Annotated in this window: 23 protein-coding genes; 6 read left to right on the top strand and 17 right to left on the bottom strand. The window is 61.1% G+C overall.

What is annotated here, in order from left to right:
- Nucleotides 1-2: 2 nt before the first annotated feature.
- Nucleotides 3-446: a hypothetical protein gene (locus tag RCCGE510_RS21125; RefSeq protein ID WP_007633332.1), complete on the top strand. Its 444-nt coding sequence runs from the start codon at nucleotides 3-5 to the stop codon at nucleotides 444-446.
- Between the two features lie 98 nt (nucleotides 447-544).
- On the opposite strand, the gene RCCGE510_RS21130 is transcribed toward RCCGE510_RS21125, so the two are convergent.
- The 13 genes from RCCGE510_RS21130 to RCCGE510_RS21190 all read right to left on the bottom strand — a co-directional run bounded on the left by RCCGE510_RS21130 (nucleotide 545) and on the right by RCCGE510_RS21190 (nucleotide 12,874).
- The gene (locus tag RCCGE510_RS21130) at nucleotides 545-1,291 is read right to left on the bottom strand and encodes a helix-turn-helix transcriptional regulator (protein ID WP_007633334.1); all 747 of its coding nucleotides are present in this window, start codon (nucleotides 1,289-1,291) and stop codon (nucleotides 545-547) included.
- An 8-nt stretch (nucleotides 1,292-1,299) separates the two neighbouring features.
- Nucleotides 1,300-2,046 carry a LuxR C-terminal-related transcriptional regulator gene (locus tag RCCGE510_RS21135; RefSeq protein WP_007633337.1) on the bottom strand — a complete coding sequence of 249 codons (747 nt, stop codon included), beginning with the start codon at nucleotides 2,044-2,046 and terminating at the stop codon, nucleotides 1,300-1,302.
- Nucleotides 2,047-2,536: 490 nt separating this feature from the next.
- Nucleotides 2,537-4,228, bottom strand: coding sequence for a flagellar basal-body MS-ring/collar protein FliF (gene fliF, locus RCCGE510_RS21140; RefSeq protein WP_007633339.1), 1,692 nt, complete (start codon nucleotides 4,226-4,228; stop codon nucleotides 2,537-2,539).
- Nucleotides 4,229-4,440: 212 nt separating this feature from the next.
- Nucleotides 4,441-4,830 (bottom strand): hypothetical protein, encoded by a 390-nt coding sequence (locus RCCGE510_RS21145; protein WP_007633341.1) that lies wholly within the window; start codon nucleotides 4,828-4,830, stop codon nucleotides 4,441-4,443.
- A 16-nt stretch (nucleotides 4,831-4,846) separates the two neighbouring features.
- Nucleotides 4,847-5,401, bottom strand: a complete 555-nt coding sequence (gene cheD / locus RCCGE510_RS21150; RefSeq protein ID WP_007633342.1) for a chemoreceptor glutamine deamidase CheD — start codon at nucleotides 5,399-5,401, stop codon at nucleotides 4,847-4,849.
- On the bottom strand, nucleotides 5,398-5,787 hold the full coding sequence (locus RCCGE510_RS21155) for a response regulator (RefSeq protein ID WP_003556488.1): 390 nt from the start codon (nucleotides 5,785-5,787) through the stop codon (nucleotides 5,398-5,400). The genes cheD and RCCGE510_RS21155 overlap by 4 nt, the downstream gene beginning before the upstream one ends.
- Before the next feature lies 1 nt (nucleotide 5,788).
- Complete coding sequence (cheB, locus tag RCCGE510_RS21160; protein ID WP_007633343.1) at nucleotides 5,789-6,832, bottom strand: protein-glutamate O-methylesterase CheB; 1,044 nt, start codon at nucleotides 6,830-6,832, stop codon at nucleotides 5,789-5,791.
- Nucleotides 6,829-7,737 (bottom strand): protein-glutamate O-methyltransferase CheR, encoded by a 909-nt coding sequence (gene cheR / locus RCCGE510_RS21165; RefSeq protein WP_007633345.1) that lies wholly within the window; start codon nucleotides 7,735-7,737, stop codon nucleotides 6,829-6,831. The genes cheB and cheR overlap by 4 nt, the downstream gene beginning before the upstream one ends.
- The gene (locus RCCGE510_RS21170; RefSeq protein ID WP_007633353.1) at nucleotides 7,734-8,201 is read right to left on the bottom strand and encodes a chemotaxis protein CheW; all 468 of its coding nucleotides are present in this window, start codon (nucleotides 8,199-8,201) and stop codon (nucleotides 7,734-7,736) included. Before RCCGE510_RS21170 ends, cheR begins: the two co-directional genes overlap by 4 nt.
- A 4-nt stretch (nucleotides 8,202-8,205) precedes the next feature.
- Nucleotides 8,206-10,506: a chemotaxis protein CheA gene (locus tag RCCGE510_RS21175; RefSeq protein ID WP_007633355.1), complete on the bottom strand. Its 2,301-nt coding sequence runs from the start codon at nucleotides 10,504-10,506 to the stop codon at nucleotides 8,206-8,208.
- Nucleotides 10,507-10,523: 17 nt separating this feature from the next.
- Nucleotides 10,524-10,889, bottom strand: coding sequence for a chemotaxis response regulator CheY1 (gene cheY1, locus RCCGE510_RS21180; RefSeq protein WP_003545492.1), 366 nt, complete (start codon nucleotides 10,887-10,889; stop codon nucleotides 10,524-10,526).
- Complete coding sequence (locus RCCGE510_RS21185) at nucleotides 10,886-11,182, bottom strand: STAS domain-containing protein (protein ID WP_007633356.1); 297 nt, start codon at nucleotides 11,180-11,182, stop codon at nucleotides 10,886-10,888. The genes cheY1 and RCCGE510_RS21185 overlap by 4 nt, the downstream gene beginning before the upstream one ends.
- 63 nt (nucleotides 11,183-11,245) lie before the next feature.
- Entirely contained in the window at nucleotides 11,246-12,874 is a 1,629-nt protein-coding gene (locus RCCGE510_RS21190) for a globin-coupled sensor protein (RefSeq protein ID WP_037079374.1), read from the bottom strand.
- 723 nt (nucleotides 12,875-13,597) lie between these two features.
- Here RCCGE510_RS21190 and RCCGE510_RS21195 point away from each other — a divergent pair.
- On the top strand, nucleotides 13,598-15,019 hold the full coding sequence (locus RCCGE510_RS21195; protein WP_007633361.1) for a glycosyltransferase family 39 protein: 1,422 nt from the start codon (nucleotides 13,598-13,600) through the stop codon (nucleotides 15,017-15,019).
- A 65-nt stretch (nucleotides 15,020-15,084) separates the two neighbouring features.
- Here the strand turns inward: RCCGE510_RS21195 and RCCGE510_RS21200 are convergent, their stop codons facing one another.
- A complete protein-coding gene (locus RCCGE510_RS21200) occupies nucleotides 15,085-15,339 on the bottom strand; it encodes a helix-turn-helix domain-containing protein (RefSeq protein WP_007633362.1) in 255 nt (84 codons plus the stop codon).
- Between the two features lie 79 nt (nucleotides 15,340-15,418).
- Between RCCGE510_RS21200 and ybaL the strand changes: the two genes are divergently transcribed.
- The 4 genes from ybaL (at nucleotide 15,419) to RCCGE510_RS21220 (ending at nucleotide 21,181) form a co-directional block, all read left to right on the top strand.
- Entirely contained in the window at nucleotides 15,419-17,236 is a 1,818-nt protein-coding gene (ybaL, locus tag RCCGE510_RS21205) for a YbaL family putative K(+) efflux transporter (protein WP_007633363.1), read from the top strand.
- A gap of 54 nt (nucleotides 17,237-17,290) precedes the next feature.
- Entirely contained in the window at nucleotides 17,291-17,671 is a 381-nt protein-coding gene (locus RCCGE510_RS21210) for a hypothetical protein (RefSeq protein WP_007633364.1), read from the top strand.
- Between the two features lie 83 nt (nucleotides 17,672-17,754).
- On the top strand, nucleotides 17,755-20,301 hold the full coding sequence (secD, locus tag RCCGE510_RS21215) for a protein translocase subunit SecD (protein WP_007633365.1): 2,547 nt from the start codon (nucleotides 17,755-17,757) through the stop codon (nucleotides 20,299-20,301).
- A 169-nt stretch (nucleotides 20,302-20,470) separates the two neighbouring features.
- Nucleotides 20,471-21,181, top strand: a complete 711-nt coding sequence (locus tag RCCGE510_RS21220) for an ATP-binding protein (protein ID WP_007633367.1) — start codon at nucleotides 20,471-20,473, stop codon at nucleotides 21,179-21,181.
- A gap of 19 nt (nucleotides 21,182-21,200) precedes the next feature.
- On the opposite strand, the gene RCCGE510_RS21225 is transcribed toward RCCGE510_RS21220, so the two are convergent.
- The 3 genes from RCCGE510_RS21225 to RCCGE510_RS21235 all read right to left on the bottom strand — a co-directional run bounded on the left by RCCGE510_RS21225 (nucleotide 21,201) and on the right by RCCGE510_RS21235 (nucleotide 23,230).
- Nucleotides 21,201-21,638, bottom strand: a complete 438-nt coding sequence (locus RCCGE510_RS21225; protein WP_007633368.1) for a response regulator — start codon at nucleotides 21,636-21,638, stop codon at nucleotides 21,201-21,203.
- 30 nt (nucleotides 21,639-21,668) lie between these two features.
- Nucleotides 21,669-22,373: a helix-turn-helix transcriptional regulator gene (locus tag RCCGE510_RS21230; RefSeq protein WP_007633369.1), complete on the bottom strand. Its 705-nt coding sequence runs from the start codon at nucleotides 22,371-22,373 to the stop codon at nucleotides 21,669-21,671.
- A gap of 479 nt (nucleotides 22,374-22,852) precedes the next feature.
- Nucleotides 22,853-23,230: a response regulator gene (locus RCCGE510_RS21235; protein ID WP_007633370.1), complete on the bottom strand. Its 378-nt coding sequence runs from the start codon at nucleotides 23,228-23,230 to the stop codon at nucleotides 22,853-22,855.
- Nucleotides 23,231-23,381: the final 151 nt, after the last annotated feature.

Here is a 23,381-nt window from a genome sequence, read left to right on the forward strand (position 1 = left end):
GAATGAAAAAATGCCCCCACTCTACCCAGCGTGAAAAGATCCTCGCAGTTGCGATCAGCCCGGTCGCCACGGAACTGCGCCTTCTGGATGCTTCTGACCTTATCTCACTGCTGCGCTTCGAGTATTACGGCAACCTTTCCGATCTCGTCGCTTCGGCGGCGGAGCTTTTCTTTCATCCAGGCACGGTGAATTTCGGCCTGGGCGGCAATTATACGCTGGAATGGGGCGGCAAGCCGGAAGTCGTTCTCGATCTGGAAATCAAGCCGCGCGGCGTCACCGTTTATGCACAGCTGACGCTTGCCGAAGATCACGCCGGCATCGAGATCAACCATATCGCTTTCCAGAATCCCTCGGCCGATCCCGACGAAAACACCGTTTTCCTCCAAAAGAGCCTCCGGGAAGCGCGCTACAACGTCAATCAGTCGCCCCAGGCGCTGGCGGGCTGACATCTCCAGCACAACCAAGCTTTCATCCATCCTTCGACAGCGCATCGGCCGACAGTCGCAAACGTTTTTCAAAGTGAAAGAGCCCTGCCCGCGGGGCCTCAGCTGATGTAGCCGAGCCGGATCGCCTTGGCGATCGCCTGGATGCGATTGACGGAATCGAGTTTGATGGTCGCCGAGCCGAGATAGGCGTTCACGGTGTGCACGGACAGGCCGAGCTTGTCGGCGATCTCTTCGCTGATGCGACCGTCGCCGGCGAGCTGGAGACAGGCAATCTCGCGTTCGCTGAGCGCCTCGGCGGTGGCCGTGCGGCGTTCGTCGAGCGAGAGCAGATCCATCATGATATGGCAGCAGCGACCGTGCAGCTCGACGATCGTATCGCTAGAGGGATCAATTTCATCGCCGGTGAAAAGGATGAACCCGTTGCCGACAGCGCCGAGCCGCACTGGAAAGGCAAGGCCGGAAAAAGGCACAATACCGTCCTGCAGCCGCGTCATGAACGGGGCGAAGTCCGCAGGACCAGGTGCCGCACGGTCGTAACCGCCGGCCCATGAGAGCGGCAACAAAGACTTCTCGATATGTTCGAGAAGGATATCGCCATAGGCATCCGTGAAGGCCTTGCCGAAACCGGCATTGGAAGACCCCCAGTTCTCGAGTTCGCAGACAAGGCGCTGCTTTGCTGGAAGACCCGAGCCGCTGACTCGGAAAATCGCGAACCCTTGAGCATCGGCGAGCTTCTGCATCGCAATCAGCCGCGGGAAAAGATCGGACCGGCTGGAAATCCTGTTCACACGCACCATGCGCAGCTGCTCGGCGCTGCTCATCGTCCTGGCTGATGGATGCCCCATAGATCCCCCTATACGAGATTATTGCGGACGGCGAAGGCAATCGCCTCGGACCGGGTCTTGGTCGCCGTCTTGCGCATCACACTGGTGATGTAGTTGTTGATGGTATTGCGGGAGATTCCGAGGATCATGGCGATCTCGTCGCTGGTCTTGCCCTCGGCGATCCAGAAGAGGCATTCCAGCTCGCGGTCCGTCAATTCGAAATCGCGGTCGACCCTCGTACCACCGCAGCGGAGGAAACTCGCGACATAACCCGCAAGCAGGCCCACATCTCGCAGGCGCTCCGGCGAAAGGATGAACCCCTCGCCGAACAGGAACATCAGGGCCAGCCGCGACCGGCCGACATTGAAGGTGAGAGAACAATATTGACGGCTGGCGCCGTCCGGCACGTCGGCATTGTCAGGCATAAGAGCGAAATTCGGCTGGAACACCTGCATGCATTTTTCCAGCTCCGTCGAACGGGCATAGCCGCGAACCAGATCATTGGCGATACCCCTGACCAGATCAAAGGGCCAATCCGACGAAACAATGAAATCGAGACCACTTTCCTGGAGGAGATCGCAGCGCGCCAGAAGGTAGTGCGAAGCACCCACATACTCGGTCAGCGCCCGCAGACCGGACTGCAACCTGCCAGTGTTGGCGACGCCGTGCAGGCGTTGGAGGAGTTGATCGCGCGGCAACAGATCCGGCACCACCGCGCTTGCGAAATTCGCCATCTGCCTCTCGCCTTTGCTCACCTGAATTACGTTCATATCCATTGGCAATGTCCTGCGGCTGAGAAACGATCGAACTCGGTGCAACAGCAATTTTTCTGTATGGGATTCAGTTGAAGTTCCGCTCGAAGCCCATTTCGAATCACCCAAGGGTAAGCCAGCCGATGCAAATCACCATCTCCGACTTCTAAGGATTTACTTTCGCTGCCGCCCATGCCCTGATTCGATGACCAATTCCACCCCTCAAGATATAGGGGAGGCTAAGGTGATTCTGGGGGTATCGCAACGTCATTCGCGTTTTACGCGAGTTCGCCTTGATAAATTTCTCTACGGCGACACTTTTCGGCATCATGCTCCGGTGCGGTCGGATCTATTCCTGGTTCCGATGCTGAATGCCCGACATTTACAGTTACGTCTTCCAGACCAGCACCGGTGAGCGGTCCGTCATTTGTTTGCGGGAACCGACAACGATCCCGTTGCAGGAAATCAAGCCTGGCGCACATATGAAAAAGGCCGGTTGCCCGGCCTTTTTTTCTCACGCTGCCTCGTCGATCGCCCATTTCCGGAGGATTTTCGCGGCGCGTTCCTCGTTGATCTCGACCATGCGGGAGAGCTTGCGCTCCGGGCCTTCCTTGACGCGGCGATTGAAGTTTCCGTCGTCGTCGCCGAGGCTGAGCAGATCCTCGGTGCTGTCGAAGCCGAAGTCGGAGCCGAAGCCGTCCATGAGGGCTCCTCCGGGCGCGCCTGCGGAGGGCGCGAAGTCCGGAAGCTCGAGGCCGGCCGCCTCCGGCGTGGCGTCGCCGAGAACCGAGGAGCTGCCATTGCCGCTGACGCTGCGCACCAGAGGCCGCAGGCCCATCCAGACCACCACGAAGGCGACCGCGACGAAGGCAAGAGAGTTGATGATGCCGGCGAGGTTGCGGCTCAGCATATCCATGACGCGGACACCACCGGTGGCGTCTTCGAGCAGTTGGTTCTCAAGGAAGTCCATGGCGGTGACGGTGACCACGTCGCCGCGCTTAGCGTCGATGCCGGACGCCGAAGCGACGATCTTCTGCATTTCGGCAACATAGGCATCGATCTTGGCCTGGTCGGCGGGCTCGCCGACCATCTTGGCAATGCGACCCTTGTTGACCACCACGGCAATCGACAGCTTCTCGACCTTGTAGCTGTTGCGGGTCGTCGCCGTCGTCTTGCTGTTGATTTCGTAGTTGGTCTGCTCTTCGCGCTTGTCGGACTTGTCCTGCGATTCAGGCCCGGCGGAGCCGCCGGCCTCGGGAGCCGCCTGCGGAATGTTCTGCTCGACTGTCGTTGCACTGTCCGACTGTTTCTGCTGCGACTGCTGGGCTTCCTTCGTCGAGCGGACCGAGCGTTCGACCTTGGATTCGGGATCGTAGGTCGTTTCCTGGATTTGCTGGGCGTCCGTGTTGAGATCGGCGGTGACGCTGGAACGGAAGTTGTCCATGCCGAGAAAGGGTGCCAGCGCCTTGTCGATGTTGGATTCGACTTCCTGCTGAACGTTCTGGACGATGGTCAGCGAGCGGTTCAGCGAGCTGTTGCTCGCTTCATCGCCGGAAGCGAGCAACTGACCGGCGGAATCGAGGATGGTCACGTCATCGACGTCAAGCCCCGGCACGGCCGAGGCGACGAGGTGGCGGATCGAGGTCGCTGCACTGCGCCCGGTAGTGGCGCTGGCGCGAATCATGACGGAGGCGGTCGGCTTCTGCTCCGCCTTTCGGAAATTTCCAACCTCCGGCATGACGATATGCACGCGCGCGGCGGTGATGCCGGAGATCGACTGAATGGTGCGGGCGATTTCACCTTCCAGCGCTCGAACCCGCGTCACCTCCTGCATGAAGGAGGTCAGGCCGAGGGAGCCGACATTGTCGAAGAGTTCGTAACCGGCATTGGCGCTGTTCGGCAGGCCGCGCTCGGCAAGCAACAGCCGGGCCTTGCCGGTCATCCCTGCGGGGACGCTGATACTGGTGCCATCCGTACCGACCTGGAAATCGACGTTGGCTTCGGCAAGCGCCATGCTGATCTGGTTGAGGTCCGGCGAATCCAGACCGACATAGAGCGTTTCCTGTGCCGGCTTGTTGACGAAAAGGGCGGCCGCAAGAACGATTGCGATGGAGGCGGCACCGACGCCTCCGAGAATCATCAGGCGTGTTCGGCCAAGGGAACTGAAGTTTTTAAAGATCTGAACTAATTGATTTAACAGATTCATTCTGTTCTCGCACGATTCGTCAAAGACAAAGCAGGCTGATTGCCTCAGCTGACGAATAGTCGGCGAAACTTGTGCGAGCGTTTCGTGAAGCGCCGGCGGGAGCAAAAAAGGGCCGAATGAATGCGTCCCAAAACTTCGCAGCGGTTTTGGGAAACAACATCCACAAATCAAGACTTGAAGCGCCGTATGAATCCGGTTTGACGCGATGCGCCTTAGAAGAAATCGAAGTCGCCGGCTGCCTTGCTCAAGGGCTGGGAATGGCCGTGGCGTGTGGCGCCACCCAATGCCTTCTGCATTTCTGCCAGCTTGACGAGGCTGAGCGCGGTGGCAACGTCGACTGCCCAGCCGTGCGGGATTTCGCCGGTGATGGTGTCGATGAACTCGGCGAGGCCACGCGATTTCTGCACGGCGAGATCGATGCCCTGCATGACCTTCATGGCATCCGGCGCATTGAGGATTTCGGCGCCGCCGAGCTCGAGAAGCTGCGGCTCGATGCGCTCGATGAGATAGGCGACATCGTGCAGTTCGGAAACGATGCGCATCAGGATGTCGCTCAACGCCTCGACAGGCGCAGGCGGCTCCATCACCGGGTTAAATGTCATATGAAAATCCTCGCCATCAAAAAAATTCGATACTGGTTTCGACGGGCTTCGGCGGAGCGGCGGGGCGCTGCTCGAGAGCGACGGTTCTCTGCGTTTCGGCGCCGGTCAGGGGGTATTGCCGGGCACGACCGGAGACGGGCCAAAATTCAAGCTTGCGTCCATGGTCTCCGCCGGTGGAGGAGCCGACCACCGGAATGCCTTCATCCCTCAGGAACTGCATGGCGAAGGCCGCGTTCTGCTCACCGACATTGGAGAATGTCGAGATCGTCTTGGCGCCGCCGAAGATCTTGGCCTCCAGCCTGTCGCGCCGGGCGCCCTGCTTCAAGAGGCCGTTGATCAGCAGTTCCATCAGATGCACGCCGTAACGGGTTGCATCGCCGCCTGATGTCGGCGACGTCGCCGAACCGGGCAGCAAGAAGTGGTTCATGCCGCCGATGCCGGCGACAGGGTCTCTGAGGCATGCAGCCACGCAGGAACCGAGAATGGTCGAGAGGACCGCATTCGGATCGTTCAGAACCTTGTACTCGCCCTGAATGATGTGCACGCGGCGGGCTGCCCCCTCAGTGATCATTTCAGGGCTCCAAACACGGCTTCGATGGCCGCTTTCATCTTCTCGATCGTGAACGGCTTGGCGAGCACGTTGTTGGCGCCGAGCTGGGCTGCCTTCTGCACCAGTGCCCGGTCGCCCTGGGCGGTGAGGATGATGAAGGCCGCCTTCTTGGTGTTCGGGTTGGTGCGCACGGCCTGAAGGAAGCCGATGCCATCCATCTTCGGCATGTTGAAGTCCGAGATCACCAGGTGGTGCGGCTGCTCGGCCATGATCTTCATGCCCTGCTCGCCGTCGCCTGCGGACGTGATCTGCTTGAAACCGAGCTGGGTCAGCGCGTCACTGAGCAGCAACCGGCTCGTTACCTGATCGTCGACGATCAGAACTTTGATTTTCTCCGCGATCGACATTTTATTCGGTCCCTTCCTTTCGGGCGGCTGTCATTTTCAATATTTCTTCCCCGATGGCAGACAGGGGCAACTGCTGCTCAACGGCGCCAAGTTCATGGGCAACCCTTGGCATTCCGTAAACGACACAGGTTTTTTCGTTCTGGCCGAGTGTTCTGGCGCCGGCGTGGCGCATTTTCAACAATCCGGCGGCGCCATCGCGGCCCATTCCGGTCAAAATCACGCCGACAGCGTTGCGGCCCGCCAGCTCCGCGACCGAATCAAACAGCACATCGACCGATGGGCGATGACCGTTGACCGGCGCACGGTCAACGAGACGGCAGCACGGCGCCGAGGCACTGGTGACCTGGAGATGACGCTCGCCGCCGGGCGCCAGATAGATCTTGCCGATTTCGAGCCGGGCGCCGTCGGTTGCTTCCTGCACCACCGGCGCACAGAGGCGGTTCAGGCGTTCGGCGAAGCTCTTGGTAAAAGTCGGCGGCATATGCTGAGTGATGACCGTCGGCGGGCAATTGGCCGGAAACTTCTGCAGCACGGCGATCAGCGCCTCGACGCCGCCGGTCGACGAGCCGATCGCGACGATCTTGCGGCCGACGCGGAAATCGGCGACGGAGGGCGGGGGTGCTGCGGGGGCAACCGGCTGCGAAAACTGGCGCTGCGTGCGCGCGGCGGCCTTAACCTTCTCGGCGAGGTCGCCGAAGGGCCGAAGTTCGCCCGGCCCCGGCTTGCCGACGCAGTCGAACGCGCCGATCTCAAGTGCGGCAAGCGTCGCCTCGGCGCCGCGGTGGGTCATTGTCGAGACCATGATGACAGGCATCGGACGCAGCGTCATGATCTTTTCGAGAAAATCGAGACCGTTCATGTTCGGCATCTCGATGTCGAGCGTCACGACATCGGGGTTCAGCCGCTTGATCGCCTCGCGCGCTTCCAGCGCGTCGCCGGCTTGGCCGATGACGTTGACCTCGGGGTCAGAACTCAAGACGGCGGTGATCAGACCCCGCATCGTCGGGGAGTCGTCAACAACGAGAACCCTTGCCGGAGCGCTCATGCCTTCCTCCCGAGACCTTTGGCCGTATAGCGATAAGTCGTGATGCCGATATTGTCGAAGACGTGTTTTGCCTCGCCCGACACACGCTCGGAATGGCCGATGTAGAGATGCCCGCCCTCCGGCAGCAGGCCGGCGAAACGCTGCCAGATTTTCATCTGCGTCGGCTCGTCGAAATAGATCACGACGTTGCGGCAGAAGATGACGTCGAACTTGCCCTTGAACGGCCATTGCGCCATCAGGTTCAGCTCGTTGTAGGTGATCAGCCGCTTGACCCGGTCGTCGACCTGGAACTTCCTGCGGCCCTGGATCTCGACTTCGCTGAACCATTGCTTGCGCATGGCGGGCGAAACGGTTTCGAGCGCGCTTTCGTCATAGGCGCCGGCCCGGGCGATCGCCAGAATCTTCGGGTCGATGTCGGTTGCCAGGATCTTGAAGTCGTAATCGGCGACATTCGGCATCAGCGACAGCACCGTCAGCGCGATCGAATAGGGTTCCTGGCCGTCGGAGGAGGCGGCCGACCAGATGCGCACCCTGCCGCCCGATCTCGCCTGCTGCAGAAGTTCCGGCAGGACATGGTCGCGCAGGTGGTCGAAATGGTGGTTTTCGCGGAAGAAGCGGGTAAAATTGGTCGTCAGATGCGAGAGCATCTCGCGGCGCGGCGCGGCACCCGCCGGCGAAGCGACGAGTTCGCAATATTCCCGGAAGCCGGACAGACCGAGATTACGGATATGCTTCGACAGGCGCGAATAGACGAGCGACGCCTTGGTCTCGTTGAGGAAGATGCCGGCATCCGAATAAATCATCGCGGCGATCTCCGTGAGGTCGCGGCGCGTCAGCGGATATTCTCCGCTCGCCAGGACCTCGTCGGATCCCTGCCTGTGATCTTTTGCGCCCATTGCGTTCATGCGGCTTCGCTTTCGGTCTCGGGAAAGAGGGCTTCGAGTTCGATCAGGCAGATCATGCGCTTGTCGATGGCAAGAATGCCGCGGGCAAATTGACGCTCGAGCTCGGAGGAGATTTCGGGCGTCGGCTGGACGGTCTCGTCGGTCACGGTCAGGATATCGGACACGGCATCGACCAGCAGGCCGACGACCTTGCGCCAGACCTGGGCGACGATGATGACGTGACGGGCAGTCGGATCGGCCGGCTTCATGCCGAGCCGGGCAGCAAGGTCGATGATCGGCAACACCGCGCCGCGCAGGTTGATGACACCGAGCATATAGGCAGGCGAGTGCGGCATCGCGGTCGCCGGGGTCCAGCCCCGGATCTCACGAACCGACATGATGTTCACGCAAAATTCCTGATCCCCGATGCGGAACGCGATCAGCTCGCGGTCCCCCTCGTTCAGATTTTTCACGGCGTACGACATTGCCTTATCCTACCGCTGCTAGCGACATTTCCGCTTTGAGCGACTGGCCGCGCGAAGCGCCGACAACCGCGTCGACATCGAGGATGAGAGCGACGCGCCCGTCGCCGAGAATGGTCGCGGCAGCAATGCCCGGCACATGGGTGTAGTTGGCTTCCAGGCTCTTGATGACCACCTGGCGCTGACCCTGGATGGCGTCGACCATCAAGGCGCGCTGGCCGCCGCCTTCGGATTCCACCAGAAGCGCCACGCCCTCGACCGGGTTGGCCTGGGTCGCACGGAAGTTCAGGATGCGACCGACATCGACCAGTGGGCAGAAGCTGTTGCGGATCGAGATCAGCCGGTGGTTTGCGCCGAAGGAGTGGATCGCGGCCGCTTCCGGCTGCAGGGTTTCGACGATCGCAGTCAGCGGCACGACCAAGGTCTGGCCGGCGACGGTGACCACCATGCCGTCGAGGACGGCGAGCGTCAGCGGCAGGCTCATGGTGAAGACCGAGCCGTGGCCGGGCTTGGAGGTGATGTTGATACGGCCGCCGAGCGCCTGGATCGAACGCTTGACGACGTCCATGCCGACGCCGCGACCGGAGATGTCGGAGATCTTGTCGGCCGTCGAGAAGCCCGGCAGGAAGATCAGGTTGTCGATTTCTTCGTCCGACAGGTTGGAATCGGCCGGGATGAGGTCGTTGTCGATCGCCTTCTGGCGGACCTTCTCGCGGTTGATGCCGGCGCCGTCATCGGCAAGCTCGATCAGGATGCGTCCCGAACGATGCTTGGCGGTCAGGCGGACCGTGCCTTCGGTGTTCTTGCCGGCGGCTGCGCGCTTTTCAGGCGTTTCAATGCCGTGGTCGACGGCATTGCGGATCATGTGGGTCAACGGCTCGGCCAGCTTGTCGATGACCGTCTTGTCGACTTCGGTATTTTCACCTTCGGTGATGAGACGGATCGATTTGCCTGTCATGTCGGCGATTTCGCGGACGATACGCGACATGCGCTGGAACACCGGCTTGACCGGCTGGGCGCGGATCGCCATGACCGAGTCCTGGATCTCGCGTGTGAGCTGCTGCAGCTCTTCGAGACCCATATTGATCGAGGAGGTGCCGGTCGTGTCGTTCTCGATGACGCTCTGCGACAGCATTGCCTGGTTGATGACCAGTTCGCCGACTAGGTTGATGAGGCGGTCGACACGGTCGAGATCGACGCGGATCGTCTGGCCGGCGCCGGCTGCGGCGTTGTTCTGGGCGGCAGCACTTGCAGCGGCTGCGGCGGCGGCGGCCGATTCCTTCTTCTCGACACGGGCGGCGGCTGAGGCCATCTGCGTGACGTTGGAGGCGACCTCGGCGGCGGCAACGGCGGCAGCCCTCTCCTCGGCCCTTGCGTCGGAGGCGGAAACTTCTTCCGTTGCGCCGCTCTCATCCAGGATCGACAGATCGAAAGGAACCGGCACCATAGGCAGTTCGTCGTTGCTGGTCGCGTCGGCCCTTGCTTCTTCGACCGGCTTCACCGTCAGTTCGCAATCCCACTCGGCGAATTCAAAGACGGTGCGAATGGCGTCCTCGCCCTTGTCCGTCTTGATCGTGACGTTCCAGAAGAAGTAAGCGCCTTCGGGATCAAGTTCCTCAAGCCCCGGCAGGTCATCGGTATTGCAATAGATGGTCATTTCGCCGAGGCGCGAGAGGTCGCGCAGCAGCAGCGTGGCGTCATTGCCCTTGGAATAGAGTTCGTAGCGCGGCTTGAAGATGATTTCATAGGCCGGCATGCCGGAGCCCGCATCGCCCTCGCCGCCAAAATCGTCGAAGGAAAAGGGGACCGGCTGGAAGCCGCTGTCGTCGGTCGGCTTGGGGGTCGGCGCCGCAGCGGCCGGAACGGCCTTGGCTACGGGCTTTGCGGCCACCGGCGCCTCTGCCGAAGCCGAAGGGGACGGCAATTCACCATTGGCCAGCGCCTCGAGCTCCTTGACGAGGCTTCGGCTGCGGCTTTCATCGACGCTGCCGCCGTCGCGCGCAGCATTCGTCAGGTCGGCGAGCACGTCTGCCGACTTCAGCATCACCTTCAGGACGTCCTGGGTCGGCTCAAGCTTGTTGGATCGAACGCAATCGAGAGTGGTCTCGAAAACATGGGCGAAGGCGACCAGATCATCAAGGCCGAAGGCGCCGGCGCCACCCTTGATCGAATGCACGGCACGGAACACCGCATTGACGGTTTCCGGATCGCGATCACCATCATTCAATTTCAGAAGACCGGATTCCAACTCGGCGAGCTGTTCCTCGCACTCCTGGAAAAAGATCTCTTTGATTTCGTTCATATCCATCGGTGCAAATCCTGGGTTTAAGCGGTTACGCGCTCAATGGCATCGATCAGCTTGGCCGGGTCGAAAGGCTTGACGATCCAGCCCGTGGCACCGGCCTGGCGGGCGCGGTTCTTCTTCTCCGCGTCGCTTTCGGTGGTCAGGACCAGGATCGGGATCGCCCGGTATTTTTCGTTGCGGCGGACACCTTCGATGAAGCCGAAACCGTCGAGACGCGGCATGTTGATGTCGGTCACGATGACGTCAGGATTGGACTCTTCGAGAACCTCGAGACCCTCGATGCCGTCTTCCGCCTGGATCGTCTCGAAGCCGGCATTGTTCAGCGTCACGAGAAGCATGTTTCGGATGGTGCGGGAATCATCCACGGTAAGAACTTTTTTCTTCATTGCCGAATCTCCTTGGCAAGCAGGTGATCAAAATTGACGCCCACCAGCTGCATGGTTTTCTGAAATGCATCGGACACCTTGGAGAAGGTGAATGGCTGTTTGTCCTGCTCCCAGGTCTTCTCGGCGGACATCAGAACCTGGGCGCAAAGAGCACCGATCCGTTCGACGCCGGAAGCGTCGATCGACAGACCACTGCCCCTGAGGGAGAGGAGTTTATCGCGCAAGGCGGACGCCTCGTTGAGGTCGAGCACCGCTGTCAAATCCAGCGTCTTGCCACTCTTCTTTGCTGCCATCAGCTTTTCCTTGTCCCCTTGTCGCCGGCCCGAGAAGACGAGCTGAGGCAATCATCCGATAGGTTAGTAAACATTCCGCCCACCTCCGACGCTTGCGAAGGCCTGCGAAAGGCTAAAATCATCATTTTCGTATTCGTCTTCGACCACAGCCGGGCGGGCAGCGATCTCAATGGCGCGCGTCGGCGTCACACGAACCGGTGCCGGGCGCCCGGCATTGGCGTTTTCCCGGGCGATGCGGAATTCGCGAATTGTCTGACCGAGTTCCAGAATGACTGTGTGGAGGTGGTCGGCGCCTTCGGCGGAGCGCTCCGCAAGGCCGGCGCTGTCCGCCACTTCGCCACCCAGGCCCTTGACGTCTGAAGTCACGCTGTCGAGACTTGCGGCATGTTCTCCGGTTCGGGTCGCGATGCCGGCGATGGCGGCATTGATGTCAGTGACCTGACGCACGATGCTGCCGATCGAATCCTGCGTGCGGCCGACCATCTGCACGCCGGCGTCGACCTGCGCCTTAGTCGTCGTCACCAGCGTCTTGATCTCGCGGGCGGCTTCGGCCGAGCGCTGGGCCAGCGCGCGGACCTCCTGGGCGACGACGGCAAAACCGCGGCCGGAATCGCCGGCGCGAGCGGCCTCGATGCCGGCGTTCAGCGCCAGAAGATTGGTCTGGAAGGCAATCTCGTCGATCGCGCCGATGATCTGGCCGATCTTTTCGGCCGACTGCTCGATATCGGCCATGGCGCTGATCGCGCGGCCGACGACCTCGCCGCTTTGCTCGACGGCAGCGCGCGTCGAGGCGGCGGCCTGTTCGGCAGTGCGGCTGTCGGCAGCGCCGTCGCGGACACTGCCGGCGATACCGGCAAGGGCAGCGGCAGAAAGCTGCAGCCGGTCGGCCTGGCCGGAAGCCGTGCCGGCGAACTGCCTGGACAGGCCGGCAAGCGCGCCTGTCGCCGCTTCGGCCTTGAGCGTGCGCTCGGTGATGGCGGTGAACTCGGCCTGGAGGCCATCCAATGCGCCGTTCAGTGCGGCGGCGATCGCGGCATGGGCTCCGTCGACGGGGGCGCGCCGCGTCAGGTCGCGGCCGGAAAGGCCTTCGACGACATCGCCGAAGACCCTGACGATCTCGGCCTCGTTGTCGGCGCGCTGATCGGCAAGCGCGCGGCTCTCAGCGGCGCGCTGCGCGTTGAAGCGGAGCGAGACGGCGATTTCCACATCGACCATGACGATGCGGATGATCGCCGTCATCAGATCGGAGATTTCGCGGGTGCGACGCTTGGCAGACGGCAGCAGCGGACGGCCGGCAATTTCCTCGGCGAGACCGGAAACGACATGCTCCAGCATGACGCCATGGCCGGCCACGTGCCAGCGCGGATCGAGGCCGATCTTGCTTTCGGTATCGGAGAGAACTTTGACGCGCTCGGCATAGAGGCTGTCGAACCGTGCATCCGTCAGCACCTCCCAATGCGAGGACTGCAGATCATGCAGCCGCTCGACCTGGCGTTCGCTCTCGAAATTGCGCGCGGCGTCGGGGAATGACTGGAACCTGTGGAAGAGATCTCTCAGACCTGCCTTCAAATGTGCTTCGAGGGCCGGCCGGTTGCGGCGCACCAGCTCGCACTGGTCGGCTTCCACACCGGCAAAGCGCAGGCGGTCGCGCAAGCTGCCTGCTTGCGCTCCACGAGCCTGATCTGATGGCATGTCCTGCCTCAACGCCTGTCCCCAACCCACTTTCCAGGCGAATGCCCGGTTCAAAACTTTCGCAGCATCCGGTGAACGCAAGTCTGGAGACGGTCCTCACCACCGGTCGCAACCGGCGGATCGAAGCCCCCTGATCAGCTATGTTTCGGAGCTGTCTGAAGAGATGGATACCGGATCAACCCGGTACGGCGGGACGGCGTCATGCCTGGTGGGAACGAGTGCATCTTCCCATTCCGACGTGTAAACCAATGTTTATGGTTAATTCCTTGCTTGAAGGTTAATAAGCCTTCCGCAGTGCCGGCTTTTGAAGCATTTCAAGGCCGCTCACAGAAAATACTGCTGCGGAGTTGCACGGCTGCTACAAGGCACACGCAAGCTCCATGTTATACGCCGGTCGATAACCAAGACATGACGTCGACAAGGACAGAGCAATGATTCTCGGATTGGGTTCCTGCTTAATTGCAATGACGCTGCTCGCCGCCGTTGCCCGCCTCGATTTTCTCGCCGCAAACCGCGATATCCGCGCGCTTCGGGTGTTCTAATGCGCGTCGCATCTTTACGATGCGGTCCCTGCGCTTTAGCCCTTTGATTTTACGCATGTCGTTATCGCAAAACCGCGGCACACTTCTGCGCGACATGCTTTGAACCCATCCTTCCCCGTTGGCAGTCCGGCACCTTTGGTGTATCGCACTCGCGCCTTTCATGTCAGCGGAACTCTCGCTTATGTCCCCCAGATCTGGTCTCCTCATCGTTGTTGGCTTCACGCTCTGGCGCGTCGTCACGCTGCATTTCGATCAGACGGACCTTTTCGTCGATGAGGCGCAGTACTGGTTCTGGGCGCAGAATCTCGATCTCGGCTATTATTCCAAGCCGCCGATGATTGCCTGGGTGATCCGGGCGATGACCGAGCTTTCCGGCTCCAACGCCATCTATTGGATCAGGCTGTCCGGGCCGCTGATCCACATGGCGGCGGCACTGGTTTTGATGAAGGTTGCAAAGCGTTTCGTCGGCCCGGAGATCGAAGGCTGGACGGGCGCTAGCTATATTACGCTCCCCGGCGTCGCACTTTCCTCGGTGTTCTTTTCGACCGACGTGATCCTGCTGTTCTTCATCGCGATCACCTTGCTTGCCTGTTTCGGCTTGACGCGGCGGCGCTCGGTGGGGCTGGCGCTCGTCATGGGCCTTAGCGTCGGCCTCGCCTTCCTGACGAAATATGCCGTGCTGTTCGTCGTTCCGGGCGGCGCGCTTGCTCTCCTCTTCATTCCGGCGGCGCGCATCGCCGTCCGGGATTTGATCATTGCGGTCGCGGTCGCGGCGGTCGTTGCCTTGCCAAACCTCTGGTGGAACCTGCAGCACAACAATACGACGGTGCGGCATACGCAGGACATCGCCCATTGGAGCGAACTCGGCATCAATCTCCGTCGCGGGCTTGAATTCTTCTCCGCCCAATTCGGCGTCGTCGGGCCGATCATCTTCTTTGCGATGCTCTGGGCGGTCTATCGCATGATCAAGGGCAGGAGCGACGATCGGGAAAAGATGCTGGTCTGGCTGTCGATGCCGGTGGTGCTGCTGATCACGCTGCAGGCAACGGTCGCCAAGGCCTATGCGAACTGGGCGGTGACCGCCTATGTCGCCGGGACCATCCTTGCCGTCTGGCTGCTTTATCGGATGTGGCCAAAGGGCCTGAGGCTGTCGCTCACCATCAACGGCATCGCCAGCCTGCTGTTTCCGCTGGCGACGATCTTTCCGCAGCAGTTGCTGCTGCCGAACGGCGACGCGCTGATGAAGCGCTATCTCGGCCGCGCCGAGGTCAGTCGCGAGGCCGCCGCACTCGCGGCTCAGGCCGGCACCGACATCATCGTCACCGACAATCGCGACATGGTCGCCGATCTTTTCTATACGCTGCGCGATGCATCCTACCGGATCTATGCGCGGGCGCCGGCCGGCCTTCCGGAGAGCTATTACGAGCAGGAATTCGCTCTGCCTGCCGACATCACCGGCAAGGTGCTTTTCCTGACGGACGGGTCCCTGACCTGCGCTACCGAGACACCCGAGGTTCTGAAGAACTGGCAGCCGAGCGAAGGCAACTACAAGGGCAAGGCGCTTTCCATCTACAAGGTCTCCGCCGCCTGCCTGGCGCCCTGAAGTACGCCACGATTTTTCAGATTCTCATGTCTCGCTTATCCTTAAATCGATTCCGATTTGAAGAATTATGCCGTGGACAGGCAGAGGCCGGTACCCGCCCCATCGACCTCGACGAATTTGACGCCGCCTTCCTCGAAGGCGAGGCGCAGTTGCGCCTCCGTCGCGCGGTGGATGTCGTGGTGGCGCCCCTCATAATCGCGGATGGTGCTGCGCGAGACCGCGGCCCTGTCGGCAAGATCAGTCTGGGTCCAATCAAGCAGACCGCGTGCCGCGCGGCAGAGTGCGGGAGTGAGAATTGTTTCTCTTGCGCCTTGACCCATAATGCTAATTTACCCATATTGGTCGATATAGACCATATATGTCATATTACGAACGGGATTTCCAGATCGGGAGACTGCAATGCCACACGATACGCCCTTGATTTCGACAATCGTCGGCGGCCTCGTGCTGGCTTTCATCTTCGGCGCGCTTGCCCATCGGCTGCGGATGCCGCCGCTGGTGGGCTATCTGATCGCCGGCGTGCTGGTAGGGCCACATACGCCGGGTTATGTGGCAGATCAAAGCTTGGCGCCTGAACTCGCCGAAATCGGCGTCATCCTGCTGATGTTCGGCGTCGGGTTGCATTTCTCGCTGAAAGACCTGCTGTCGGTGCGTGGCATCGCCGTGCCCGGCGCGATCGCGCAGATCGCCTTTGCAACATTGCTCGGCTGGGGGCTCGGCGCTTTCATGGGCTGGCCGACCGGCGGCAGTCTGGTCTTCGGCCTGGCGCTTTCGGTCGCTTCGACCGTGGTGCTGTTGAAAGCGCTGCAGGAGCGGCGCCTGGTCGAAACGGAGCGCGGCAGGATCGCCGTCGGCTGGCTGATCGTCGAAGATCTCGCCATGGTGCTGGCGCTGGTGCTTATCCCCGCCGCAGCCAGCATCGGCGGCGAGGGTCACGCGCCTGTCGAGCCGCTCTCGGCCGCGCTGAGCCGCCTATTCGGACTCGATCTCGGCATCGGCGGCATGATCGCCATGACGCTGGTGAAAGTGGCGCTGTTCGTGGCGCTGATGCTGGTCTTCGGCCGCAAGCTCATTCCATGGACGATGCACCGCATCGCCCATACCGGGTCTCGCGAACTGTTCCGGCTGGGAGTGCTGGCGATCGCGCTCGGCGTCGCTTTCGGAGCGGCAAAGCTCTTCGGCGTGTCGCTGGCGCTCGGCGCCTTCTTTGCCGGCATGGTGCTTGCCGAAAGCGAGCTCAGCCATCGCGCCGCACAGGAAAGCCTGCCGCTGCGCGACGCCTTCGCCGTGCTGTTCTTCGTCTCGGTCGGCATGCTGTTCGATCCGAACATCCTGATCGACAAGCCGCTGCCGATCCTTGCCACCGTCTTCATCATCGTTATCGGCAAATCCGTCGCCGCCCTGCTGATCGTGCTCGCCTTCAAGAAGCCGCTCAGCACGGCGCTGACGATTTCGGCCAGCCTCGGCCAGATCGGCGAATTCTCCTTCATCCTCGCCGCCCTCGGCGTTGAACTCGGGCTGCTGCCGGGGGAAGGCCGCGACCTGATCCTTGCCGGCGCCATCATCTCGATCATCCTCAATCCGCTGTTGTTCTTCCTCTGCGACCGCGCGCGGCCGCTCCTGGACGGTGCAAAGCGGGAAGAGGTGGCAGCGGCCCCTCTCGCTGCAGATGCGATCGCAGCGCAGGAGGAGGTGCTGCCCGAAGACGACGAGGTACACCCGACCGCTCTTAGCGGCCACGCCATTCTCGTCGGCTACGGGCGGGTTGGCAGCATCGTCGGGCAGAATCTCAAATCGTCAGGCACACCGTTCCTCGTCATCGAGGATTCCGATAAGCGCATCGGCGAGCTGAAAGCTCAGGGTATCGAAACCCTGATGGGCAATGCGGTGATGCGGGAAACGCTCGACCTCGCCAATTTTTCCGCCGCCCGCAGCATTGCCATCGCCATCCCGAACGCCTTCGAGGCCTGCCGCATCGCCGAGCAGGCGCGCAGTGTCAATCCCTCGATCCTCATCGTCGCCCGCGCCCATTCCGACGCCGAGGTCGATGAATTGAAGCACTATGGCGCCGACACCGTCATCATGGGCGAGCGTGAAATCGCGCTTGGTATGGTTGACCGGCTCGCCCAAGTGCATCATGAGAGTGTGCCCTATGAAGACGAGCGTGGGCCTGATACAATTATCCTGGCGGATGCCGCTCCGCCGCAAAGAGAATGAGAGATTGGCGCGCTTTTGAGCCGATACGGGAGTGACATAGCCGGGACGGAGCAGATGGAGCTGGACCAGCACCGTCTGACGAACCGTGTCGCCGCTTCTCTCCTCGTTGCCATCCTTGCCTATCTCGGCCTGCTTTTCGGCGGCAATCTGGTCATTTCGCCGGCCGCTGCCGTCAATACGCTTTCCTCCTCCGGCCGGGATCCGCAGCCGCCGCAGCTGACCGCGCGCGATGCCGTGCGCGGGTTGCTCGCCACCGAGCGCAAGCTTGCGCCGAAGCAGGCAGCCCATGATGCCGGATCGCCTGCCCTTGTCGCTGCACCGATTGTCGATTTTACCGGCTGGAACATATCGGCCGCTTTTCCGGCATCCGAGGCTCCGCTTCATGCCGCGGTCTCCAGGACCCATCAACCGCGCGCACCGCCGGCTGCTGCCTGACGTTTGCGCCGAGGCGCTTCCGACATCTGACGACATGCCGCCAGCGCCCGAGCGCCGGCCCCCGATTATCTAAGGAATACAACATGCGTACTTCACCATGGCTGGTGTTCACCTATACGGTGATCATCTTTCTCGGCCTATTGATCGCCCTGCCGAACGTCCTGCCGCAATCCGTCCTTCAGCGCGTTCCGGCATGGCTGCCGCATGAACAAGTGTCGCTCGGCCTCGACCTTCGTGGCGGCTCGCATCTCGTTCTGGAAGTCGACGAAGCGGACCTGACCAAGGAGCGGCTGCAATCGCTGCTTCAGGACGCGCGCCGTGTGCTGCGCGAAAAGGGCATCCAGCCGAAGGCCGTCGTCCGCAGCCAGAACCAGATCGTCGTGACGCTCGCCGATGCCACGCAAAGCGATGCCGCGGTCACCGACCTCAAGACGCTCGCCAATCCGATCAGCACCGGCATCAGCGCCGGCCAGACCGATCTTGATGTCATCGCCAACGGCGCCACGATCACCATCGGCTTCTCGCCGGCCGGCATCTCGACCAATGTCGACAATGCCGTCCAGCAGAGCCTTGAAGTCATCCGTCAGCGCGTCGACCAGGTCGGCGTCTCCGAGCCGACCATCCAGCGCATCGGCGCCAACCGCGTGCTCGTCCAGCTTCCGGGCGCGCAGGATCCGACGCGGCTGCGCCAACTTCTCGGCTCCACGGCGAAGATGTCGTTCCACATGGTGGCGCCGAACAATCAGCCCGGCCCGGGCGTCACCATGATGCAGGATGAGGAAGGCCGGTCCTATGCTGTCCTCGACCGCGTCGAACTCTCCGGCGACCGCCTTTCCGATGCCCGCGTCAGCTTCGACCCGAACACGCATGAGCCGGTTGTCAGCTTCCGCTTCGACAGCGCCGGCGCGACCCGCTTTGCCGAAATCACCCGTCAGAACGTCGGCAATCCCTTCGCCATCGTCCTCGACGACAAGGTGCTGAGCGCACCCAATATCCGCGAGCCGATCACCGGCGGTTCCGGCCAGATCTCCGGCAGCTTCTCGGCCGACAGCGCAACGACGCTTGCCGCCATGTTGCGCGCCGGCGCCCTGCCCGCCAAGCTGACGGTCATCGAGGAACGCACTGTCGGCGCCGACCTCGGCGCCGACGCCATCAAGATGGGCATTTACTCCGGCCTCGTCGGCTTTGCGCTCGTCGCACTGTTCATCTTCGTTCTCTATGGCAGCTGGGGTATTCTGGCGAATATCGCGTTGCTGATCCACACGATCCTGACCTTCTCGGCCCTGACGCTGGTGGGTGCGACGCTGACGCTGCCGGGCATTGCCGGTGTCGTGCTCGGCATCGGCCTTGCAGTCGACGCCAACGTTCTGATCAATGAACGCATCCGCGAGGAAACGCGCAAGGGCAAGAGCGCCTTCGCCGCCATCGACACCGGCTTCCGCCGTGCCTATTCGACCATCATCGACGGCAACATGACGGCCCTGATCGCCGCGGCCATCCTGTTTTATTTCGGCTCCGGGCCGGTTCGCGGCTTTGCCGTGACGATGGCGCTCGGCCTGATCATCTCGATGTTCACCTCGGTCGCCTTCGTGCGCGTCGCGATGATCGAGATCACCCGCCGCAGCAAGCTCAAGGTGCTGAACATCCGGCCGCTGATCCCGTTCAGCCCCTATGACAAGCACATTCAGTTCATGAAGGCGCGCTTCTTCGGCGTCACTGTTTCGGCGCTGCTTTCGATTGCCTCGGTTATCCTCTTCATTCATCCGGGTCTCAACTACGGCGTCGATTTCCGCGGCGGCATCCAGATGTCCGTCAGGACCAGCGGCCCGGCCGATCTCGGCACATTTCGCGACGGCCTGAACACCCTCGGCCTCGGCGAAATCACGTTGCAGTCCTTCGGCGACAAAAACAGCATTCTTGTGCGTGCCCAACGGCAGGAAGGCGGCGAAGAGGCGCAGACGGCGGCGGTGACCAAGCTGAAGGCCGAAGTCGCCAAGATCGATCCGGGCGCCACCGTCGAGGGCACCGATGTCATCGGTCCGAAGGTCAGCGGTGAGCTTGCCTGGGCCGGCATCCTGTCGGTGGTCATCGCCAGCTTTGCGATGCTCATCTACATCTGGGTGCGGTTCGAATGGCCGTTTGCCGTCGGCGCCATCGTCACGCTGGTGCTCGACGTCACCAAGGCGATCGGCTTTTTCGCGATCACCGGCCTCGACTTCAACCTGACGGCCATCGCCGCCATCCTGACGCTCGTCGGTTACTCGGTGAACGACAAGGTCGTCGTCTATGACCGCATGCGCGAAAACATGCGGCTCTACAAGTCGATGCCACTGCGCGAAATCATCGACAAGTCGATCAACGAGACCCTGGCACGAAGCCTCTACACCAATGCGACGGCCTTCCTCGCGCTGGTGCCGATGGCGATCTGGGGCGGCAGCGCCGTCTCGAGCTTCGCGATCCCGATGGTCTTCGGCATTCTCGTGGCCGGTGCCTCGTCGATCTTCATCGCGGCACCGATCCTGCTCTTCCTCGGCGACTGGCGCCGCCGCCACGCCAAGGCACCGGCAACCGATGGAGCAGTCGAAATCATCCCGCCGGAACAGGGTCGCCCGCGCAAGTCGGCGAGCTAAATCCGCCTGTAAACGCATCTTGAAGAGGGCGTCGGTTGCAGAACCGGCGCCCTCTTTCTATTGTCGGTGACTGCAAGAATAAAATCCTGCAGCGATTCAAAGGATTACAGTGTCCTTTGCGCGTCTGGAAAAGACGCGTGGCGCTGTAGCAGAGATCGGGGAACACCAGATGTCATCCAACCCGACGAACCCGCCGGAAACGGACGATAACAGCGAGGAGCGCATCAAGCGTTTTCTCGCAACCGCCTCACACGACCTGCAATCGCCGCTGCGCCATATCGCCATGTATGCCGAGCTGTTGCTCGACGATCTCGAGGAAACGCTTGATGGCGAACAGCTTCAAAGCCTCAGGATGATCATGGAAAAGGCGCACGTCGCGCAGCGCCTCACCAAGGCATTGATGAGTCTAGCCGGTGGAACACCTCAGGTGACGCCAGAGGAGGTCGATCTGCAGGCGCTGGCCGAAAATGTCTGGGGCGAATTGACCGACGAAACGGCGGTGCGCAATGCGAGGCTTGAATGCCAAGGCCTGCCCTCCATCCGGACCGACCCTGCCCTGCTCGGCCTGGTGCTGAGGCATCTGCTGACCAACGCCCTCACCTATCGCAGCGAAGCGCCGCCGCATGTGACCATTGCGGCCGAGCGAAAGGGGACCGATTGGTTTATCCTGATTTCCGACAATGGGACGGGCATCGAACCGGTTCATCAGGAGCGGATATTCGAGCCGTTCTGGAAATTGCCGAAGGCGGGAGTGGTCCAGGGCGCCGGCCTGGGGTTGACGACGGCGCAGGAGTTTCTCAAGGCGCTTGGCGGCGATCTCAGTCTCGAGCATTCGGATGCGAGCGGCAGCCGCTTCGTCATCCGCCTTCCGATCGCCTGAGATTACAGCGCGCATCTTTTCAGATGCTGTAATCGTCCTTCCAGAAATCCGGGACGTCGTAGTTCACATATTCGCGGATGATGTGCTGCAGCGTCTGGGCATCGATTTCATCCTTGCCGATGCGGAAATCGACGCCGTAATTCGGGAACTCCTGGAAATAGCCGCCCGATATATCGGTCGAGACGACGCCGATCGGGCCGGTGTAACCGATGCCGCGCAGTTCCGGCACCGTCTCACGGAAATCGGCGTTCGGCAGAAGGCGGTTGTCGAGCAGAATGAGATCGAAACGCGCCAAGCGGATCTTTTCCAGCGCGTCACCGATCGACGGCGAATATTCAACCTCGACGGCCGGCTCGGAGAGATCGGCGATCTTCTTCTTGAGCGCACGAAATTCGATAAATTCGTCGTCGACAAAGAGAACCTTTACGGCGTTCCTTCGGCCCGTTTCGGTGGTCATCGTCTCATTTCCTCAATCCCGAAACCAGCGTCACGAAACCAAACCATTCCTCAAGGCGATCGCCACCATGTGAACGCGGTTGACTGCGTCCAGTTTGCGCGCGGCCGCGGTGATGTGCGAATTGACCGTATGTTCGGAAAGACCGAGAATGATGGCGATCTCAGCCGACGTCTTGCCTTCGCTCGTCCATTTGACGATTTCCGATTCCCGCTGGGTCAGCCGGCCGGACATTTCCTGCGTCAAGATTTCCTCATAAAGCTTGTCGAAAATGCGCATGGTGTCGAGCAGCATATCGGCGACCTCGCTCTGATCCGGCTCCTGACGCTCGCCGCTGAGCACGAGGCAATAGCGCCGCCCTTCCGGCGTAAACAGCGGGATGAACAAAAAGACGCCACTCAGGAACTCGTTGAAAACGAGATCGGACCGATGGTCTTCCGGCTGCACGCTCCTGCCATGAACCGGCGTTGCCAGAAACTGGGCGGACTTTGCCCGGACGGTCCCCAGCGCTTCCTTCAACGTCGTGATGAAAAGGCCGACACGCCGCTCGGCGACATTGGTGATGACGACATCGCGTTCAGCGAAAGGGGCCGAAGCCTCGGAGATGCGGGCCAGTGCGAAATGATCGAAGTTGTAGTGCTGCGCGGCCGACTTCAGCAGCCGGAAAAAATCGGTGCGATTGATCGCCCGGCTCAGCTCCGGTCCGGCGTGAAAGGGAATTGCCGGGGCATTGTTCATTCCCACTCTTCCTCTCCTGCCGCCAATGCCTCCAATCCCGAAATCTTGGGATATACGTCTTTAACGCGAAGAGCTACAAAAATTGCGAGACGGTTGATGACGAATATCGAAAACGGGGGCTTTCGATATCTAAGGCGGAAATCATCAATTATCTCAACGACGAGTGATGCACGGGCAGATTTTACTGAGGGCAGTAGTTCTTACCTGGGTATCGTATTCCTCCTGCATTCAACATCCATGAATGCAAGAAGGCAGTGCCAGACGTAAGCGAGAGAGAGCCGACAGGCCCATTCAGCTAAGGGGTTGGCTGATGTTCGTGGCGGCGAACGCGGGTTGATCGGTTCTCTCAACGCTTATTTTGCCTACCATTTCCTTCACGTCGGTTGCATCTTGTGATGCGTCCTCGACCTTGTCAATTGCGGTTTGTCATATGGCCTGGACACAGAATGGAGTATGGGTTACAGGGCTTTCGCTTTTTCCTACATCTCCAGATTGAGAAGAATACTGGCGAGGTCAAGCGGCTTTTCCAGATAGACGTCGGCGCCGGCCTTAAGTGAACGCGCGCGGTCCTCGGCAGCATCCGAACCGCTGCAGACGGCAAGCCGCATCGCATTGAAACGATCGTCCCGACGCAGCCTGCTCACCAAGGCAATGCCGCTGTCGAGCGGCATGTAGAGATCGGCGACCAGCAGCTCCGGCAGGGCCCAACCTTCCACCGCGCGCTGCTCCAGCGCCGCCAACGCCGTCTCGGCGGTCGAAAAACAGAATAGATCAACCTCTATCTGCTGCTTCCTGCGGATATAGTCGAGATAGAAGAGATCATCCCTGCTGTCGTCGACGTAAATGATGGTAGGCATTCAGCACCGTGATTTGGATATTGTTCGGATGAACTTCGCTGTCCTTCAACGTCACGATATCGTGGTTTCACGAAAATTCGATCCATCTTATCGAAAAATCATTTCGCAAAAAGCGCAGCACCGCTCTCCCCTGCCTATTGAGTATTCCTCG

This window comes from Rhizobium sp. CCGE 510 (assembly GCF_000292525.1).
Lineage (GTDB): Bacteria > Pseudomonadota > Alphaproteobacteria > Rhizobiales > Rhizobiaceae > Rhizobium.